Below are 19,690 nucleotides of genomic sequence, written 5' to 3' on the forward strand. Positions count from 1 at the left end.
TTCGTCCTGAGCCAGGATCAAACTCTCCATAAAAGTGGTAAGCCCGAAGGCTTGGCCATTTTTAAGAATTCGCTTGTTAGCTCATTCAAAAAACTAGCTTTGCGAAACGTTATGTTTCGCGGTATTTAAAACATTTTGTTGAATCTGACGTGATTCATATGTTCAGTTTTCAAAGAACTTGTTTGTCTCACTTTCGTGGTGACAAGTGATTATTTTACCAGCTTCGTCATCATGTGTCAACAACTTTATTACTTTCTGTCGAAAGCTGTATGTTGTTGTTGCCGTATGTCTCAGAAGCGACAAGAAATAATTTAACATATCGGAAAACCCATTGCAACTTGTAAAAAATGACAAAGGAGCATGCTCTCTACGGTCTGCGTAGAATTCATGCTCCTAATCATTTACTACATCAATTACTGCAGTAGCTTAAGCAGTTCCTCTTCATCCTCGATAACGGTTACCCCGAGATCGCGCGCCTTAGTAAGCTTGCTGCCTGCACTCTCACCGGCGATGACGAAGTCGGTCTTCTTAGAAACGCTTCCGCTGATCTTCGCTCCAAGCGCCTCAAGCTTCTTCGCTGCCTCATCGCGCGTCATAAGGGAGAGCGTCCCGGTAAGCACGACGGTTTTGCCGCTGAATATGCTATCCGTCCGTGCAGCCTCTTGCTGCTCCGCTTCTGCTTTAACGCCAAGCGCCAGCATACGATCTAAGCTCTCCGCGATAATCGGATCGTTAAAGTACGTGTAGATGCTTTCCGCCACAATACCGCCTACGTCCGGTAAGCCTATAAGCTCCTCAACGGTCGCGGCCCGAACAGCACTCAAGCTGCCGAAATGATCCGCGAGCATCTTTGTCGTCGCTTTGCCAGTATTCGGAATACCAAGAGCAAATAGGAACGCTGCCAGATCGCGATCTTTGGACTTCTCAAGCGCCTCAAGCAGCTTACGTGCCTTGCGATCACCGAAGCGATCAAGTCCGATTAACTGATCATAGGTCAACGAATAGAGATCCGCAGGGTCGCGAACCCCGCACTCATCGAATAACTGCTCTGCTGTCATAATGCTGAACGATTCGATATCCATCGCATCACGGGACGAGAAATGCGTGATGCGGCCGATCGTCTGCGGTCTGCAGCCAAGCTTATTGTTGCAGAACAGATGCGCCCCGCGCAGCTCCAGAGGCGTCCCGCAGGATGGGCATGCGGTAGGCGCTACAATTTCTACGCCAGGCTCGTCGTCGGCTTTGCCCAGAATTTCCGGAATGACGTCGTTGGAACGGCGAATCACTACGTGGGTGCCGAGCGCGAATTTCAGATTCTTACGCTCGATATCGCCGATATTGTTGAGCGTACAGTTCTGAACGGTAACGCCTGCGAGATCAACCGGCTCGACGCGTGCGACCGGCGTGATTTTGCCGGTACGGCCCACTTCCCAGGAAACAGACTCCAAGATCGTTGTCGTCTCTTCTGCCTCGAACTTGAATGCTACAGCCCAGCGGGGGAATTTATCGGTATAGCCAAGCGCTTCGCGCGTCCGCATGTCCGTCAGCTTCACGACTGCACCATCAATGAGGAAGTCATGCTCGCTCCGTCCTTCGGCAACGCGTTCAAGCTCTGCTTGCACCTCTTCGATCGTCGTACAGTACAACGTATAGGGATTAACCTTAAATCGGTTATCCTTCAGGAATTGAATCATCTCTGCGTGCTGCTCGAAGGATACCCCCTCGGCAAACCCGATATTATAGAAGAACGCGTTTAGCTTCCGCTCTGCTGTAATCCGCGGGTTCTGATTACGAAGCGCGCCTGCAGCTGCATTACGTGCGTTCTTAAGCGGCTCAGCGGCCGTTACATTGTAAGCTTCGAGTACAGAGAGATTCATAATGCCTTCGCCTTGAACCTCAATAAGACCGTCTTTGAAAGGAATCGTAAGCGGTATGGAACGAATCGTCTTCACTTGCGCCAGAATCCCCTCGCCAACAACGCCATTACCGCGAGTCGATGCTTGCACGAGATTACCTTGATCGTAAGTCAAGTTAAGCGTAAGTCCATCAAATTTGAGCTCGATGACATAACTAGGCTCAGGCAGCGGATTTTCGCTTGGATTCTTGGTGTTATAGTCTGCGATTGCCTTCTTCACCCGCGTATTCCAAGCAAGCAGATCCTCGGTGTCCTGCGCTTTATCCAGACTCCAGAGCCGGGCGCGATGACGATGCGGCTCGAAGCCTTTCAAAATATCGCCGCCTACGCGCTGTGTCGGCGAATCCGGAAGCAGGCTGCCTGTCTCTTGCTCCAAGCTCACCAGCTCGTCATATAGCTCATCCCACTGTTTGTCGCTGATCGTCGGCCGATCCAGCGTGTAATAGTTGTGATTGTGCTCCGCAATGAGGTCTATTAGCTCGCGCATTCTCGCAAGCTTCATCGGCTCGGTATTAGGTCCCGGTTCCATCGCAGTCGTCATAGACGTTCTCCCTCTCTCGTTCAAATTACTTATACTTTCGTAATCGGTGCAAAGCTTGCGAGCAGCTTCTTCAGTCCTACCGGGGCTGGGAATGCGATTTGAAGCTCTTTGTCATTGCCTGTGCCTCGGACGGAAACAATCGTGCCGATGCCCCACTTGCCGTGTGACACTTTATCGCCGGCTACAAACTCGCCGCCTGCTCCCGCTCCAGCTGCTGCACCTGAAGCTGCACGCGCCGCATCCGCTGGCGAAGTGACTCTAACGCCGCTGCTATTACTACCAGCTCCGGATAAAGAGCCTGACCGCGCTGCCGGCGACGTCGCGCCGCTGCGGAATCCAAACCCCGTTGAACCGGAAGCTCCAGCGCCAGTTCCGCCTCCAATACCACCGGTACCACGGCTGCCTGAGCCAAATCCGATACCGCCGCCTGCCGGACGCCCGCGTCCCGTAGCAGATGCATCCGTCTTCAGCTCATCCGGAACCTCCCGCAGGAATCGCGAAGGCATATTCGCATTCGTCCGGCCAAACAGCGTACGCATGCGTGCGCTAGTCAGATAAAGCTGCTTCTCCGCACGTGTAATCCCAACGTAGGCAAGACGGCGCTCCTCTTCCAGCTCCTCGTTATCATTCATTGCCCGACTGTGAGGAAATACACCTTCCTCCATACCGATAATGAATACGATCGGGAACTCCAGGCCTTTGGCACTGTGCATGGTCATCAGCACGACTGCGTCCTTCACGCCGCCTTCCGGCTCATCTTTATCCATAGAATCGATGTCTGCAATAAGGGCAAGGTCTGTTAGGAATGAAACTAATGACTTGTCTTCGTTACGCTTCTCAAAGTCCTGCGTCACAGAGAGAAACTCGTCGATATTCTCCAGGCGCGCTTTCGACTCCAGTGTATTCTCACGATGCAGCTCCTCACGGTAGCCGCTCAGTTCCAATACCTTCTCCGTCAACTCTGTTACGGATAGGTATTCGACCATACGCGTTAAGTTATCAATAATATCGCGGAATTCCGCAAGCGCCGTGCGAGCACGCCCGGTCAGATCAAGCCAGTCCAACTGCTCCAGCAGCGCAAATACCGAAATCCCGCGCAGGCCCGCTTCGTCGAACAGCTTTGCAACTGTCGTATCGCCGATTCCCCGCTTCGGAACATTCACAATCCGTTGGAAACAGATGTCGTCATCCGGATTCGAAACAAGCCGCAAGTATGCAAGCAAATCCTTAATCTCTTTGCGATCATAGAACTTTACGCCGCCGACGATTTGATACGGAATATCGGATTTAATGAGCGTTTCCTCTATCACCCGTGATTGTGCATTCGTCCGGTACAGGATGGCATGATCGCCGAACTTCCGGCCGCCGCCAACATGTTTGCGAATAGCCCCGGTTACGAAGTACCCTTCGTCATGCTCCGTATCCGCCTGATAAACGGTGATTGCTTCACCTTCACCCTGATCCGTCCACAGCTTCTTCGGCTTCCGGCTGCTGTTGAGCTTAATGACGGCATTGGCCGCGTTCAAGATGTTCGCAGTGGAACGGTAGTTCTGTTCCAGCATGATCGTTTGCGCTTCCGGGTAGTCTTCCTCAAAGTTCAAAATATTTGTAATATCCGCGCCGCGCCACCGGTAAATCGATTGGTCGCTATCCCCTACAACGCAGATATTGTGATGTTTGTCGGCTAACATTTTGCACAACATGTATTGCGCTCTGTTCGTATCCTGATACTCATCGACATGGATGTAACGGAATTTGTTCTGGTAGAAAGCAAGAACATCCGGCTCGTCCTTGAACAATTGGATCGTCTTCATGATGAGATCGTCGAAGTCTAAGGAGTTGTTGCTCTTCAGCCGCTTCTGGTAAGCGGTGTACACCTTAGACACGATGCCGTCAAAATAATCCCCGATCTTCAGTTCGAATTGCTCCGGTGAAATCAGCTCATTCTTCGCCCCGCCAAGTGCAGCCTGCACACTCTTCGGCTCGACTTTCTTCGTGTCGATATTAAGATCCTTCATACAGTTACGGATAACCGACAGTTGGTCTGCGGAATCCAGGATGGAGAAGCTGTTCGTAAAGCCGATTCGGTTAATGTCTCTGCGCAAGATACGCACGCACATCGAGTGGAAAGTCGATACCCAAATATCTTGCCCGGCATTGCCGACCAGCGCACTTACCCGCTGCTGCATTTCTCGTGATGCTTTATTGGTAAAGGTAATCGCCAAGATGCTCCATGGCGCTACTCGCTTCTTCTCGATTAAGTATGCAATACGGTGCGTGAGCACGCGCGTCTTGCCGCTTCCCGCTCCTGCCATGATTAGCAGCGGCCCATCTGTTGCTTGCACAGCTGCACGCTGAGGCGCGTTCAATTTCTGAACGGCCTGGTCGATGCTGAATTCGTTTAACATAGAGAAAATAAACCCCTTTGTTCGCATTTGTTCGCCTTACTTCAGTCTAGACAACCGCCATGACTGTGTCAATTATAACCGATCGTTTGCAGGCATTTTCCTGTAAATAAAAACGGCCTCCGAAATGACGTAGCCGATTCATTTCGAAGCCGTTCTTGTTCATTTCTGCTATCGTTCGCTTACTTGGGCAGATCCGTAGATAATACAGCATCCACCGTGGACAAAGCCGCGGTCAGATCATCATAAATGACATTGCCTACGATAATCGTATGCGCCGCTTCTGCCGCCTGTCTTGCTTTTGCCGCATCATCAATGCCCCCGCCATAGAACAACCTTGCCCCCGTCACAAGCCGTGAGGCCCGCTTCACCAGCACCATGTCGCCGAACTTACCGCTGTACTCCATATAAATCACCGGCAAATGCATAAGCCGATCCGCCATATAAATATGAGCCGCTACCGTCTCAGAGTCAAGCCCTGCCTGAGCCCCCGTAAGCTTCGCCGCCAGGGCTTCCTCGTTCAAGATCAGGTATCCTTCTGCCGAAGTGTTCTCCCAGGGGATGAACGCTCCGAATTTACGCAACGCCTGTATTTGCCTGCCTGCGAGCCACTCTGCCTTATCGGTATTCAGCACAAGCGGAATGAAATAATGGTCAAATCCCGGCACTGCGGCCTCTTCGTTCGACACCTCAAGCGCGCAAGGCACCTCATACCGGCGAATGCGCGACATCAGATCGACGGTATTGTCAAAGGTAACACCGCTTGATCCGCCCACTATGATAGCGTCGGTTCCGGACATGCAGATGGCATCGAGCCGCTCATCACTGATTTCACGTTCCGGATCGAGCTTAAATACATGCCGCCATTCTTTATAAATTGCCGATTGCAGTTCCATGTTGCCCTCCGCCCAATCTAGATATCCTGTCATCTTCAAGCCGGCTTACAGCTCGAGCGCCTCAATTCGCTGCATAACGGCAAACTCATTGGGATAAATCATCATAAACTCCGTTAATCCTACCATGCGGAACAGCTTCTCGTAATGGGGCGTAATGCCCCATGCGAAAGTATGTACACCTGCTTTGCTGCCCATCCGAGCGAGCCGGATCAGCACCGCCATCCCGCCGCTATTAATATAATCGACTTTCGTTAGATCCAGTGCCAGAAACCGAATGCTTCGGCCGAGCTCCGATTCTTGCTCAAAGCCCGCGATCAGCTTACCCTCGGCTGCTTTGCTTAAATCGCCTTCCAGCTTCAGTACCATTCCGCTTGGGAATTTCCGCGTTTCAATTTGCAATGGTTGTTCGCTCATCTTCTCAAGCCCCCTTGTCCAGGTCATCAGTTATCCGCCAGAAGCCGTCTGTAATTTTCTCATAAAATAAAGCTCCGTATAAAATCCGCGCTCGTCTCGGCCTGTCGTCCAGTAATCGGCCAAGGAATCAATCATAACCAGTCCCCAGCCTCTCGGGTCCTCGGATTCCAGCTTCTTGCGCATCTCCGCTTCATCGCGGGAGAGCCTTGGATAATAGCCGCCGCCTTCATCATAAATGCGGCAAACGGACAGCATGCCGCCGATTTGGGCGATGACGGTAACGTAAGTATTCGGCTGCAGCTTATTGCCATGTTCAATCGCATTAATCATCGCTTCGCACACGGCACTCTGGACATCCTCTTTAATTCCGGATTCCGGCCATCTCTCTTGAATCCAGTCACCCAGTTTCAAGGCGATAATACGCTCTTCGCCGAGCTTGCTGCGCAAGGACCACTCGCGCGTCATAAACGGATTATCAAACGCGGCCGCTACATCACTGTATTCGCCTCGCGGAAGATCCAGTTTATCCAGTGCACTGCGATATTCCCCCACCAGCTCCAGCACTACCACGGTACGATCGTCTTGCCCCGGACCGCATGCCTGATCGACACGAGTGAGCCATTCATCCACAACGGCAGACAAATCGCCCTCTGACCAGGTGGCAATCTCCGCTTCCAGTCCTTCGAAGCTGTACATTTTGCCGGTTCGATCGATAGCCTCAATTAGTCCATCCGTATATAACAGGAAGCGGTCTCCATCCTTCAACTGTAAATCCTTCTCCTCGTAGATTGCCTCAGGGTCAATTCCAATCGGAAGTGAACTGCAATCAATGGCGGTGAACTGCCCGTCTTTGGCAATGATGTATGGCGATAGATGTCCTGCACTGGCATATTGTAACTTATTATTAGTTAAATCTATGACGCCTACACCGATGGAAACACAGCCTTCTTCCCCCATCGCTTCGCACAGCTGCCGGTTCATCCGCGCAAGCACCTCCGAAGGGCTGCCGTTTCTTCGGATTTCAGAGCGGAACACGAGAAGCTGCGCTGACATAATGAGTGCCGCAGGCAATCCTTTGCCTGACACATCACCAATCATGACCGCAAACCGGCTTGGGCCAAGCGACACGACGTCGAAGAAATCCCCGCCGACCTCTCGGTACGACTGACAGCGTGCTGTAATGTGATAGGCGCCAATCGTCAAATTCCCGGGTGGAAGCAGCTTCTGTTGCACATTGTAAGCCATTTTCAATTCCCGCTCCAGCGATTCATATTCCCGATTAATCCGATTTTGCAGCTCGCTGTATGCCACCGCAAGCTCTCCGGCTTCGTCATGAACAACAGACGTTGCATTGGCATGCCGAATATCATTGCCGCCAACCAGTCCCCGGATATCCCTTATGAGACCGCGAAGCTCCTGTCTAAATTGCATCGTCACATAGCTGAACAAACTTAACCCAATAAGAAAATAAAATAAAGCGATCAATCCGAATTTGTAGGGCTCCATCGATTCATGCGGTCTCGCGGTCACAATCGCCAGCTGAAACAAACTCAGAATCGTCACTAGGAAGGTACACGTATACGTAATAACCAGCGGCTGCGAAACAGAAGCTCGCCCGTCAAAGTTGCCGGAAAGCGGCTGCAGCTTCATCATATACGGACGAAACAGTCTCCGCACCGAGGTGAAGAGCACGAGTGCCACCGTCATGATCAGGCTTTGCTCGCCCGCCATAATGCCGGTCAACTGAAGCCAATCGAAGGAATACCCGTTCTCTTCATCATTCCACACCTGGATGATATCCGCCAAATGAAAGCTTGCTGAGATCAGCAGACCGAGCAGCAGCACGCTGACCAGAAGCTCATATGGCATACGATACAAACGGATGAGTGCGATATTCGTCAGACTGTTGTCGCGGCGTATTCCCTTCGAAGCGGACGACTCTTCTTCCTGGAGCTCCTTGATGACCGGCTGAAGCCGCCACGCCGATGCACAAACAAGAACGACGGCAAGCATGACAGCCCCGAGCACGTTCACGATAAACGGAAAAGGGAACATGGCCTCAAAGTGCGCAACCAGCATGGTTTCCGCACGCAAAATCATTAAACTGAGCACCAATGCAATGACATAGATGATCAATAACCGGTTAATCAGCGAGCGTCCTCCATTGGATGGCCGATTCTTGCTCGGTCTCGTCGTCAATTCCATAGCAGGTTCCTAACCTCTTCGAGCGGTTCACTGCCCAGTTCCTCTTTGCAAACACGCTCTAGGCGGCGATACCAGCCAATCGCTTCGATTCTCCGATCTCCGCGTAAGCATAATCTGATCATCGCCTCGTAAGCTTCTTCCTGGTCAGGCCGCAGAGCAATCCATTCCGCTAAACTCTGCTCAACTCTGGCCTCATCATGCAACTCACTGTAGTAGCCGGCAATTCGCTTAATCATATTCGTCTGCCGATCCAAGAGCTGTTCCCTGACTCGCTCCAGCCACTCCGCATACGGAAGCTCCGTACCGAGCAGACCATAGAGAGGCAGCGCCTTGTCGTACAAACGGCAGGCTTCTTCGCGGTCATCCATCCAGAGCTGGTCGCCAACACGTGACAGTGTCAAATAACTCTCCACATCGATTGCTTCAAAAGTGAGTTCCGAGATGCCGACAACACCTCGTTTGGCATAGACAAGATCCTCCGGCATGCCAAGCTCTCGCAACGAGGAACGTAAGTCATGAAGGGTGACATAGAGCTGATTAGAACGTTTAGCCGGATCGCCTTCACCGAAAACCCGTTCAATGACCTGCTCTCTGTTCGCCTTGTAGCCCGGTTGAAGCAATAAATACACGAATAATTCTCCGGCTTTCCGCCGTTTCCATATCGGCTCGGCCAGTTTGCCTTCAGGCGTACTGAAGCTGATCCCGTCAATGAGCTGTACTCGCCATTTCGCTGCCATGGTTTCAACGGCCTCTTCATTATCGTTCGCAGCGTCAGTCTCAGCATCCAGTTGTGTTTCTTCTCTATGCATCGGATCGGATCCGGACTGCTGGTCCAACTCGGATAATTGCTGCTGCCTAATTTGCTCTTGTGCAAAGAACGTAATCGTGTGCGCTTCCACATTCGCCTGTTCCGCCATCGTTTGCTTGATCTCCATTGCAATACGGTCTATCGCCGGCGTGGAGACAAGCTTACGCAGCCGATCCAGCTTCGGATAAAATTGTTCAGCGAGAACAAGCTGCCCCTCTTGGAGAAGTCGTTTCATTCGAGCGCCACTGGCAAAAATCGTGCTTTCAATATCCGCTGTCAGATCGGCAGGAAGCTCCTCATCCGGCTGCTGCATGAGAATGGCTTTGCTCAAATAAGCGAACCGTTCCGGAAGCCTCGCACACATCTCCGCGTCAGGCTCTTTACTTGTCAGCAAATGAACCAGCACCGTGCCTGATGGGTTGTTCGCCATATGACGCTTGAGCCAGTGCAGCCATAGCTGCCAATCGGGATGCTCCTTCTCGAGCGGATCAAACAACTGCCGATCGAGCAAAACAAACCCCATCCATAGCGGCTTGCCTTCTTCTCTAAAACGTTCAGCGGCCATAATAAAGAGACCCTGCGCCATTTCATATTGAGCGGCTCCATTCGCTGCCGCGCGGGCCAGTGCCCATGGCACAAAACCGCTGCAGTGCTCCGGATTACGCTCCCACTCCTGTGCCAGCAGTGCCATTACAGGCTTCGACTCCTGCTTATCGCCTACCTGCTCATACAATAGACCCAGCATCGCCATCATCGTCAGCATCGAGGAATCATCCGCTTGCGCGGCAAAACCTCGCAGCGCCGCTTCCAGCCTTTGCTTCGTTTCGATTAAGCGTCCGCTAAGCAGGCCATCCTCACATTCGGCACGAAGCAGCAGCGGCGACTTTAGTCTTATATCAGCCGGAATGGCCAGCAATTGCGTAATAGCGGGCATTTGGCCGTCCAGAATCGTCCGTTCGACCTTCAATACTTCCATTTGCCAACCGTCCTGGTTGGTCTTCACCTTGTTAGGTTGCTTCATTGGTTATCCTCACCAAGCCTATCTTATTCTCGACTCCCGGCAGGTCAGCATGACTTGCCGGCTCGAAATATATACAACATGAATTAATGCTACTATTCGCCCCCCAATCCCGAAAACCTCCCTGACTGTCGAAAATGAAAGAAATTTGTAAGGGGAGAATAGGAAATATAGACTATATAAGAAAAGAGGGGCCGCCAAAGCTGCCCCTCTACGTATTATTTTACCAGCTGACCTCTTGTGACGCCGAGTTGATTGATGGCTTTCAAACTGCGCCACACTTGCGTACCGCCAATGCGACCGGCGATTGCATCGCTGTACAGCTCGATAACCTCATCCACTTTATCGGCAGTCTCTTCCAGGAACTCAATCCGGAAAGAAGCTACACCGAGATCACCAAATTGTTTCATGTATTCCGCGCCTGACTGCTCGATGGCGTTATATACCGTATTCCGGCAGCCTTCGTCGACGCGAACCGGGTGAGACATGCCGATTCGGTCTTGCAGCGAAACGCGGCGGTCTTCACATGGTCTGCCGCAGTTCGTGAAGTCCGTGCCTTCGCTCAGGAACGTACAATATACGCAGTGCTCCGTATGGAACATCGGCAAATGCTGATGAATGACTACTTCCATGCGCGATGTATCGCTATTGCGAAGCAAATCGAACATCTGTTGTACGTTTAAGTCATAAGACGGTGTAACCAGGCTGCAGCCGGCATCGAAGAACAGATCAGCCGCTTTATGATTCGCAATGTTCAGCGAGAAGTCCCCGATTAACGTTGGGAACGGCTCATTGGGCTTGGAAGCACGTGCCCGCAAATAGTAATACAGCGCACCCGTATTCCGTACCAGGACGGCATCAGGCTTCAGCTTCAAAATATTCGCATGGTAGCCGTTCTCGTTCGGCATATGAATCCGCGGCGTCACCAGCCCAATCGGCTTGCCCGCGCTCCGCGCAAGCTCCATCGCAGCGGGAAGCTGCTTGATGAACTCGAAATCGGCATAAACCATGCCGACTTTCTCGGAACGCACCGCAGCTTCAAGCTGCGGCAAGCTGCGGCAGAGCACCGTCAGCTGTGCCCCAGCGCCGCGGCCCGCGGCCGCAAGCTCGCCACCGGCGCCGGCGCTGCCTGTGCCAGCGGCTTCGCCGCGTCTGCGCACGTCGTCGTAAACCTCGACGGGGCGCTTCACATACACGGGCGGCTTCGGCCGTTCGCCCGCCAAAGCCTCGGCCGCTTCGCGGCGCATCCGGTTCAGCTCGCGCATCGGCACGATGAGGTCGCCTTGCAGGTCGACCTCAAGCGATTCGAGCTGATACACCGTGCCGCCAAGGCGGCCCAGCTGCTCCTCGAGCAGCGCTTGGTCCATCGGACGTTTCTCCGCATGCTCCAGCAGAAGCTCGGAGGCAATCTCGACCGTATTGCCCTTCTCGACATCCGTCCACCACGTGCGAAGCGGCTGTCCAAGCTCGCCCGTCACTTTCACATGCAGCGGGAATACGCGGTAAGGCTTCTCGGTTTCATATGAAGCACGAAGACGTTTGTCCAGCGCCGGATCGTTTGTTTTCCAAACGCGATCGCCTACATGAACCTTGCGCAGGTCGATATCGTTACGCCCCGGCACCAATTCAATCACGGTACCCTCTTGTGCTTCGCCTTCGAACTTCGTGCCTTGTCTGCGCAAATCGTAGACCCGTCCGCCTTCTTCCTTCTTCGTCGGATCCCCGGCGTCGAAGACAATCCCGTCGCCGCGTTTAAGCGGCGCTTCGATCCGGCAGACAACCGCATCGCGAAGCACCCGCTCCACGCGTCCCAGATAGACGCCGCGGCTTTTCGGGAAAGTACCTTCCACGAGCTTCTTATTGTTGGTGCCGGTTAAGAAGCCATGTGTAAACCCGCGCGAGAAGCTCTGCTGCAGCTCGCGGATATCTTCCTTCGAAGGGGCAGAGCGATCCCCATCGAAATATTTATCAATCGCCTTGCGGTATTTGCTCACCACGTTGGCTACATATTCAGGGCTTTTGAGACGCCCTTCGATTTTAAAGGAAGTCACGCCTGCTTCGATCAGATCCGGTACAAGCTCAACAGCTGCGAGATCCTTCGGCGAAAGCAGGTACGTAACATCGCCCATCGGCTTCTGCTCCCCATCTACCATCAGATCGTACGGAAGCCGGCAGGCTTGCGCGCATTCGCCGCGGTTGGCCGAACGGCCTCCCCACATCTCCGAGGTCAAACATTGACCGGAGTACGATACACAAAGAGCTCCGTGAACAAACACTTCCATCGGAAGTTTCGCTTGCTCGCCGATTGTCTTGATTTGTTTTAAATTATTCTCCCGGCCAAGTACGACACGTTCGATATCGAACGGCTTCGTGAACTCTACCGCTTCCGGAGATGTAATCGTCATCTGCGTCGAGCCATGAATCGGGAAATCCGGCGACAGCTCTCTAATGAGCTTCACCAGGCCGAGATCCTGTACGATAACCGCGTCTACCCCTGCATCGATACAAGCTTCGATCAGCTGTTTCGCACTATTCAATTCTTCTTCAAACACCAATATATTAAAGGTCAGAAATCCTTTAACGCCATAGCTGTGCAGGAAAGCCATAATTTCCGGCAGCTCGTCCGTATGAAAATTGTTCGCCCGCGCCCGTGCATTGAATTTCTCTACACCAAAAAAAACAGCGTCGGCTCCATTTGCCACAGCTGCCCTCATACAATCCCAATCGCCGGCCGGTGCCAGCAGTTCGACATCTTGCCGCTTCATCATTACCATCTTGACTTCCGCCATCCTTATCTATCAATCACTTATTTGTTTTAAGTGTACCAGAGCTTTCGCCTAAACAAAAGCGACCGGCCTACGTATAAGTCTCTCCCTTCCGAAATATTTCCGGTAGAGAGCGACGCTTGTCGAGTACGACTCTTTAATTTTTGAATGCGAAGGAGTTAATAACTTCCTCGATCTTGCTGCGATTGCGCTCATGGGAATGCTAATCTTTAGGAGTCAGTATTTGTCCACTTACTATGCTTTTTTGGCATTGGAGACGTTGAATCTTAACCTTGTCTTCTGCCCATGCTATAATAAGAAAGGCCATTCGCAATACATATCCATTTGGGAGGTAACTATACACGTATGAAACTCGGCGTATTCTCTGTCCTATTCGCACAGAAATCATTTGAAGATGCTTTGGATTACATCGCATCTAAAGGCTTGGATGCTATTGAAATCGGAACCGGCGGCTACCCAGGCAACGCGCACTGCGACCCTGACACCCTGCTTGCTGACGAAAGCAAACTCAAAGCATTCAAAGATGCTATTGCGTCCCGCGGTTTGACGATCAGCGCGCTTAGCTGCCACGCTAACCCGCTTCACCCGCAAAAAGCGATTTCCAGCGAGCATGATGCCATCATCCGCAAAACGATCGTACTTGCTAACAAGCTTGGCGTACCTGTTGTAAACACATTCTCCGGCTGCCCTGGCGACCACGAGGATGCGAAATACCCGAACTGGCCGGTTGCACCATGGCCGAACGATTTCCAAGATATCTTGAAATGGCAATGGGAAGAGAAAGTAATTCCTTACTGGAGCGAGATTGCTAAGCTTGCTGCAGAAAACAATGTCAAAATCGGCCTGGAGCTGCACGGCGGCTTCTCCGTACACAGCCCTGCAACACTGCTTCGCCTTCGTGAGGCTTGCGGCGATGCAATCGGCGCTAACCTTGACCCTAGCCACATGTGGTGGCAAGGAATCGATCCGGTTCAAGCGATCCATATTCTTGGACGCGCTGGCGCGATTCACCACTTCCATGCGAAAGATACAACGATTGACACGAACAACGTGAACAAGCACGGCGTAACGGACATGCAGTCTTATGCATTGATGCTTGACCGCGCTTGGCAGTTCCGCACTGTTGGTTACGGCCACGATATGAAAATTTGGGCCGATATCATCAGCGCGCTTCGTCTTGTTGGCTACGACTATGTTGTCAGCATCGAACACGAAGACGGCCTGATGTCCGTAGACGAAGGTTTCACGAAAGCTGTTCAAAACCTGCAATCCATCCTCATCAAAGAGCCGCTTGGCGAGATGTGGTGGGTTTAATCTTCCTATAAGAAACTCCGGCCTATATGGGCCGGAGTTTTTTGTTGCATTGGTATTACGGTGAGCCTGAGTATCATGGCAGCACAAAAAAAGCCGCCCGGCCTTCTTGCATATGCGCAAGAACCGGAGCGGCTTATATCGGCACAGGCTGTATAAATTACTGCAGCCAGACTTTGAAGATCATAACGTAGTTCGCGAACAGAAACACGAGCAACGATACCGTTGTAAATCCGATTGCAAAAACGTTCTTCTTCGGGCGAGCCATGAGCAACCGCACCCAGCCGATAAAAATAACGATTGTAAACAAAAGCATCATAATATCCATGGGATCGAACTTTGCAAGTGTATTTGCTGCATTCTCAGCAAGAAACATTGGTGAAGACCTCCTTATTTTCGCACGTAGCCTATATTAGTTATGTTAGCCTCATCACGAGCTCGATGCAAGCCACAAACGAGAATCGTAACAAGTTTGTCACCATTCATAGAAGTAAAAGATCGCGAAGCCCTATTCTTTCTCCCATTTTGACGAAGGCGCATTCATTATAATCAGAGTCTTCATCTTTTATAAGTAACCCTTATAGATGACCCATTCCTTCTCATTGTCGCATGGTTTGAATTATGTTACCATTCATAATAGTAATTTCATACGGAAATCGTCGGATTTTCGAACCCTTTAGAGCAGAGCAAACCGAGCATAACATTCCTAGGAGGAACGAAGCAATGGCATATGAAGCCGTATGGATGAATGACCCTTCCAAATTAAATAAATTTGAGTTTATTAAAATGGAAAAAGACGGTCTGGATGTAATTCGTACCATCATCGACAAGTATTCGAAGGAAGGATATGCTTCCATTCCCGAAGACGATATGAACCGTTTCAAATGGGCTGGCGTTTACGAGCAGAAGCCCCGTGAAGGCTACTTCATGATGCGAATCCGGATCAACACCGGTATTCTTACATCTGCACAAGCACGTGCAATTGCTTCCATTGGCCGCGATTACGGTCGTGATCTTATTGATGTAACGACTCGTCAAGCGATTCAATATCACTGGCTTAAAGTCGAGGATCTGCCGGACATCTTCAACCGTCTCGAAGCAGTAGGCTTGTACTCCTACGAAGCTTGCGGCGACTGCCCGCGTACAATCGTCGGTAACCCGCTTGCCGGTATCGACCGCGATGAGCTGATGGATACGCGTGAGCTTGTTGAGCAGGTAAATGATTTTTACCTGATGAACCGTGATTTTTCCAATTTGCCTCGCAAATATAAAATGTCCATTTCTTCTAACATCTATAACAATGCGCATGCAGAGATTAATGACATTGCTTTCACGCCTGCAACTAAGGTGATCGACGGCGAAGAAGTCATCGGCTTCCATGTGTATGTTGGCGGCGGCTTGTCCGCAAAGCCTCATCTTGCGAAAGAGCTCGATATGTTCGTTCGTCCCGAGGACGTGCTTAAGGTTTCGATTGGCGTTACAACGATCTTCCGTGACTTCGGTTACCGCGAGAAGCGCCACCAAGCTCGCTTGAAGTTCCTCATGGCGGATTGGGGTCCTGAGAAATTCCAAGAGAAGCTCATCGAAATTATCGGTGAAATGCCAACTGCAGGCGAGAGCAAAATTGTAGGCTGGAATGCCGTTTACTATGATGGCGTTTTCCCGCAAAAGCAAGAAGGACTGAACTTTATCGGTCTGAACGTACCGGTAGGTCGGACGAACTCCGATGAGCTGGAACAGCTTGCTGACGCTGCAGACGAATTTGGCGACGGTACAATCCGTACTACGATGTCGCAAAACATTATGTTAGCCGGCATTCCGGACGATAAAGTGGAAGCCGCGCTTCAACTGCCTGTTCTGAAACGTCTCTCCCCTAATGCGAAGCCGTTCATGAGCCGTACTGTTTCTTGCACAGGCAACGAGTTCTGTAACCTGGCTGTTGTAGAAACGAAAGAACGCGCACGCCGCGTTGCTCAGTTCCTGGATGAACACGTAGAGCTGGATGAGAAAATCCGCATTCACTTCATCGGCTGTCCGAATGCTTGCGGTCAGAAGCACATTGCCGACATCGGTCTCCAAGGTGCGCTTGTGAAAACGCCTGAAGGCATGGTCGATGCATTCGATATCGCCGTTGGCGGTATTCTTGGACCAGGCGCTAAATTTAACGAATCGCTGAAAGGCCGCGTCAAAGGCGATGACCTTGGCGGCGTGCTTGCACAGCTGCTGCTGTTCTACAAAGAAGATCGCGAGTCCGGCGAAACGTTCCACAACTTCGTGAAACGTGTCGGCGTTCCGGCGTTCCAAGAGAAACTAACTGCTATTTTGGCAAGCTAATGATTAACGGCCCGAAGGATGATCCTTCGGGCCGTTATTTTGTGTTCTGAGTTATTCGGAAAGCCCCTAGGCTTATATTGGTGACCAACTGCCGTGTTTCATTCAGCTGGCTGCCTTTGTAGAGATTAGGGGCTTTGATGTATTGTTTGTGGCTTAAACGTTATTCTTCAATGCCGGCAGCAACGCTTTGAACTTCTCGCTGCTGTGCAATCGTCCGCTCACGGTCACGTTCCAGGATCGGCTTCAAGTAACGTCCTGTATACGAGCCCGCAACTTTAACCACTTCCTCCGGCGTACCTGTTGCTACGATGGCACCTCCGCCATTTCCGCCCTCCGGACCTAGATCCAGCAAGTAATCGGCTGTCTTTATGACGTCGAGATTGTGCTCGATAACGAGTACCGACTCGCCCGAGTCAACCAGACGGTGCAAGACGACTAACAAACGATCGATATCATCAACATGTAGACCGGTTGTCGGCTCATCGAGGATATAGAGCATCTTGCCCGTGCTGCGGCGATACAGCTCGGCTGCAAGCTTCACGCGCTGTGCTTCGCCACCGGAGAGCGTCGTTGCCGGTTGACCCAAGTTCATGTAACCTAGACCAACATCGAGCAGCGTCTGCAGTTTCCGGTGGATACGAGGCACATTGCGGAAGAACTCGGTGGCATTCTCAATCGTCATCTCCAGTAGTTCCGCGATGCTCTTGCCTTTATACTTCACATCGAGCGTTTCCCGATTGTACCGTTTGCCTTTGCAAATCTCGCAAGGCACATAAACGTCGGGAAGGAAGTGCATCTCAATCTTGATGATGCCATCTCCGCGGCAGGATTCACAGCGGCCGCCTTTGACGTTAAAGCTGAAGCGGCCTTTCTTATAGCCGCGAACTTTCGCTTCATTCGTCGATGCGTATAGATCCCGAATATCATCAAACACGCCGGTATACGTAGCGGGGTTCGAACGCGGCGTACGGCCGATCGGCGATTGATCGATATCGATAACCTTCTCGATATGCTCAAGCCCTCGGATCTCCTTATGCTCACCTGGACGAACCTTCGCTTTGTTAAGATCACGAGCGAGAGTCTTATAGAGGATTTCATTAACAAGCGTCGATTTACCGGAACCGGAAACGCCTGTTACGGCGGTAAAGACACCCAGTGGGAACTTCGCATTCACACCCCGAAGATTGTTCTCCTTCGCGCCTCTCACTTCCAGCCACTTGTCGCTCGTGGCACGGCGACTCAGCGGAACCGGAATGAACTTACGGCCGCTCAGATAAGCGCCGGTCAGTGATTGCTCGTCCGCCATCACCTCTTCCGGCGTTCCCATCGAGACCACTTGGCCGCCATGGATCCCGGCACCCGGTCCAATATCGATGATGTAGTCGGATGCCAGCATCGTATCCTCATCATGCTCTACGACGATAAGCGTATTACCCAGATCACGCATATGCTCTAGCGTCTGGATAAGCTTATCGTTGTCGCGCTGATGCAGCCCGATACTAGGCTCATCCAAGATATAGAGCACGCCCATCAGACTCGAACCGATCTGCGTAGCCAATCGAATACGCTGCGCCTCACCACCGGAGAGTGTACCAGCAGCACGGTTGAGTGACAAATATTCAAGTCCGACATTAACTAGGAAGCCCAGGCGGCTGTTGATTTCTTTCAAGATAAGGTTCGCAATCAGCTTCTCCTTCTCTGTAAGCTCAAGAGCATTGAAGAAACGATCTGCATCACCGATGGAGAGCGAAGTCACATGGGAAATATTTTGGCTGCCGATCGTTACGGCAAGACTTTCTTTGCGCAGACGATGGCCTTTGCAGCCTGCACATGGCTTAGCGCTCATGTATTGTTCGATATGTTCACGGATGCCGTCAGAACCCGTATCCCGATAGCGGCGCTCCAAATTGTTGATAATCCCTTCGAATGGCACGAGCGCTTCCTTGGAATGCCCGAAATCATTCTCATAACGGAACCGTACACGTTCTCCGCCTGTCCCGTTCAATAGCTTCTTCATATGATCTGCAGACAGTTCACTTACAGGTACATCCCTTGGAATACCGAAGTGCACACATACGGCTTCAAGGAATTGCGGGTAATAGTTCGATGTGCTGCCAGCCCATGCTTCGAAGGCGCCTTCTTCGATCGATTTGCTTGCATCCGGAACAAGAAGATCCGGATCCACGATCATTTTGGCACCTAGTCCGTCACAATCCGGGCAAGCGCCGTATGGACTGTTAAACGAGAACATCCGAGGTGCCAGCTCATCAATACTAAACCCGCAAACCGGGCATGCCAGATTGGAGCTGAACAACAGCTCTTCCTTCTCCATGACATCAACGAGCACTTGACCGCCCGACAGCTTCGTTGCTGTCTCGAGCGAGTCGGCAAGACGGCTCTGAATATCGCTCTTGACGACGATCCGGTCAACCACGACTTCGATATTATGTTTCTTGTTCTTCTCAAGCTCGATCTTCTCGCTTAGCTCGCGCAGCTCGCCATTGACGCGTACACGGACAAAACCTTGCTTCTGCACATCAGCCAGCAGCTTGGAATGCTCGCCCTTCCGTCCGGAGACGATAGGCGCCATAATTTGCAGCTTCGTCCGCTCTGGGTATTCCATAATCCGGTCAACCATCTGCTCTACCGTCTGGGAAGTAATTTCGATTCCGTGGTCCGGGCAGTGCGGTTTCCCTACACGCGCAAATAAGAGACGCAAATAGTCATAGATCTCCGTTACTGTTCCGACTGTCGAACGCGGGTTGCGGCTCGTTGTCTTCTGATCGATAGAGATCGCCGGCGAAAGCCCTTCGATGGAATCCACATCCGGCTTCTCCATTTGTCCGAGAAACTGACGGGCATAGGCAGACAGCGATTCGACGTATCGGCGCTGGCCTTCGGCATAGATCGTATCAAACGCCAACGAGGATTTGCCGGAGCCGCTGAGCCCGGTCAACACAACAAATTTATCGCGTGGAATCGTCACGTCGATATTCTTCAAATTATGGGCTCTCGCCCCTTTAATTACGATGGAATCACTGGCCACTGTTTAATCCT

At 51.7% G+C, this 19,690-nt stretch carries 11 protein-coding genes; 2 read left to right on the forward strand and 9 right to left on the reverse strand.

The annotated features are described in order from the left end of the window. Window positions 1–413: 413 nt before the first annotated feature. The 7 genes from ligA to AC50Y3_RS13500 all read right to left on the reverse strand — a co-directional run bounded on the left by ligA (window position 414) and on the right by AC50Y3_RS13500 (window position 12,976). On the reverse strand, window positions 414–2,456 hold the full coding sequence (gene ligA / locus AC50Y3_RS13470; RefSeq protein WP_494819254.1) for an NAD-dependent DNA ligase LigA: 2,043 nt from the start codon (window positions 2,454–2,456) through the stop codon (window positions 414–416). Window positions 2,457–2,485: 29 nt separating this feature from the next. Further along, window positions 2,486–4,864, reverse strand: a complete 2,379-nt coding sequence (gene pcrA / locus AC50Y3_RS13475) for a DNA helicase PcrA (RefSeq protein WP_494819255.1) — start codon at window positions 4,862–4,864, stop codon at window positions 2,486–2,488. A 179-nt stretch (window positions 4,865–5,043) separates the two neighbouring features. Continuing rightward, window positions 5,044–5,757 (reverse strand): heptaprenylglyceryl phosphate synthase, encoded by a 714-nt coding sequence (pcrB, locus tag AC50Y3_RS13480; RefSeq protein ID WP_494819256.1) that lies wholly within the window; start codon window positions 5,755–5,757, stop codon window positions 5,044–5,046. A 45-nt stretch (window positions 5,758–5,802) separates the two neighbouring features. Further along, a complete protein-coding gene (locus tag AC50Y3_RS13485; protein ID WP_091225055.1) occupies window positions 5,803–6,171 on the reverse strand; it encodes an STAS domain-containing protein in 369 nt (122 codons plus the stop codon). 30 nt (window positions 6,172–6,201) lie between these two features. Then, complete coding sequence (locus tag AC50Y3_RS13490; RefSeq protein ID WP_494819257.1) at window positions 6,202–8,376, reverse strand: ATP-binding SpoIIE family protein phosphatase; 2,175 nt, start codon at window positions 8,374–8,376, stop codon at window positions 6,202–6,204. Next, window positions 8,367–10,205, reverse strand: a complete 1,839-nt coding sequence (locus tag AC50Y3_RS13495; RefSeq protein ID WP_494819258.1) for an AfsR/SARP family transcriptional regulator — start codon at window positions 10,203–10,205, stop codon at window positions 8,367–8,369. Before AC50Y3_RS13495 ends, AC50Y3_RS13490 begins: the two co-directional genes overlap by 10 nt. A 215-nt stretch (window positions 10,206–10,420) precedes the next feature. After that, complete coding sequence (locus tag AC50Y3_RS13500; protein ID WP_494819259.1) at window positions 10,421–12,976, reverse strand: U32 family peptidase; 2,556 nt, start codon at window positions 12,974–12,976, stop codon at window positions 10,421–10,423. 357 nt (window positions 12,977–13,333) lie between these two features. On the opposite strand from AC50Y3_RS13500, the gene AC50Y3_RS13505 reads away from it, so the two are divergent. Then, window positions 13,334–14,302, forward strand: coding sequence for a sugar phosphate isomerase/epimerase family protein (locus AC50Y3_RS13505; RefSeq protein WP_494819260.1), 969 nt, complete (start codon window positions 13,334–13,336; stop codon window positions 14,300–14,302). A 157-nt stretch (window positions 14,303–14,459) separates the two neighbouring features. On the opposite strand, the gene AC50Y3_RS13510 is transcribed toward AC50Y3_RS13505, so the two are convergent. Continuing rightward, on the reverse strand, window positions 14,460–14,675 hold the full coding sequence (locus AC50Y3_RS13510; protein WP_494819261.1) for a hypothetical protein: 216 nt from the start codon (window positions 14,673–14,675) through the stop codon (window positions 14,460–14,462). Window positions 14,676–15,022: 347 nt separating this feature from the next. Here AC50Y3_RS13510 and AC50Y3_RS13515 point away from each other — a divergent pair, with 347 nt between their 5' ends. After that, a complete protein-coding gene (locus AC50Y3_RS13515) occupies window positions 15,023–16,633 on the forward strand; it encodes a nitrite/sulfite reductase (protein WP_494819262.1) in 1,611 nt (536 codons plus the stop codon). 160 nt (window positions 16,634–16,793) lie between these two features. Here AC50Y3_RS13515 and uvrA read toward each other — a convergent pair whose 3' ends face one another. Next, window positions 16,794–19,679, reverse strand: coding sequence for an excinuclease ABC subunit UvrA (uvrA, locus tag AC50Y3_RS13520; RefSeq protein ID WP_494819263.1), 2,886 nt, complete (start codon window positions 19,677–19,679; stop codon window positions 16,794–16,796). Window positions 19,680–19,690: the final 11 nt, after the last annotated feature.

The organism is Paenibacillus sp. J22R98, assembly GCF_059383835.1.